Source organism: Phyllobacterium sp. P5_D12, assembly GCF_054049495.1.
This window is the reverse complement of the sequence record NZ_JBFUMG010000951.1, coordinates 1-1,097: the sequence shown is the minus strand read 5'-3', so window position 1 is coordinate 1,097 and position 1,097 is coordinate 1. Positions and strand designations below refer to the sequence as shown.

Annotated in this window: 3 protein-coding genes; all 3 read right to left on the bottom strand. The window is 54.2% G+C overall.

The genetic code is table 11. From position 1 onward, the window contains the following. On the bottom strand, nt 1-471 hold a 471-nt coding region (locus ACXJ5O_RS27915; protein ID WP_457302747.1), incomplete at its 3' end, for a flagellar hook-basal body complex protein. A 9-nt stretch (nt 472-480) separates the two neighbouring features. After that, nucleotides 481-798 carry a flagellar hook-basal body complex protein FliE gene (locus tag ACXJ5O_RS27910; RefSeq protein WP_457302746.1) on the bottom strand — a complete coding sequence of 106 codons (318 nt, stop codon included), beginning with the start codon at nt 796-798 and terminating at the stop codon, nt 481-483. After that, a partial coding sequence (gene flgC, locus ACXJ5O_RS27905; RefSeq protein ID WP_457302745.1) for a flagellar basal body rod protein FlgC occupies nt 798-1,097 on the bottom strand: 300 nt, incomplete at its 5' end. The genes ACXJ5O_RS27910 and flgC, both read right to left, overlap by 1 nt.

Here is a 1,097-nt window from a genome sequence, read left to right as displayed (position 1 = left end):
CACTTGGCCCGTATCGGTAATTTTGACCTCGATCGCATCCGTCGGGACAATGATGTTCGGTTCGACTAGATTTCCATCGAGTGTCACCAGTTGGCCGGTACTGTTTGTGTTGAATGTGCCAGCCCGGCTGTACAGCGTCTCACCAGCTGGGTTCTGGATCTGGAACCATCCGCGACCGACCAGCGCCACATCGAACGGGTTGCCCGTTTGGTTGAGCCCGCCCTGGATATGCAGATTGCGCACTGCCGATGTCTGAACACCAAGCCCGACCATTGCCCCTTCCGGAATGATGCTTTGGTTCGCCGCATTGGGCACGCCAGCGGTACGTTCTGCCTGATACAGCAGATCCGAAAATTCCGCCTTGGCACGCTTAAACCCCGTTGTGTTAATGTTGGCGATGTTATTGGCAATCACTTCCAGATTGAGCTGCTGGGCATTCATGCCGGTTGCAGCAATAGTAAGCGCTTTCATCGTTGATCCTTAGATAGGCATGCGGCTGATTTCGAGATAGGCCTGGACGATCTTGTCACGAATGGCGATGGCTGTTTGCAGCGACTGTTCCGCATCCATGACCGCATTCACGACATCGCGGGTCGGCACGTCACCAGTCATGCTTTTCATGGAAACCGCTTCGGCACCTTCAAGCTTATTGCTGACCGATCCTGCCAGTTGTGACAGAATATTGCCGAATGAAGACTGGCCGGTGGTTGCAGTGGGGGACGCTGCGCCTGGGGTTACGGKCTCCGCCAAATTCGAGAGGGCGTTACGCGTGGAAACACTGAGAAGTTGGTCTATCATCAGGAATTCCTCAAAAGGTCGACAGTCATGGCAATCAGTTCGCGTGCTTGCTTGACGACTTGGAGATTAGCTTCATAGGAGCGATTGGCTTCACGCATGTCCGCCATTTCAACGACCATGCTGACATTGGGCAATTTCACATAGCCATTGGCATCCRCTGCCGGATGGCTCGGGTCATATTCTTCAGTAAAGGCGGAGGTATCCTTGCCGACTTCTGCAATGCGTACTGTTTCGACGCCAGTGGCGCGATCAAGCTCTGTCGCAAAGGAAACCGTCTTGCGTCGATAAGGGTCGCTGCC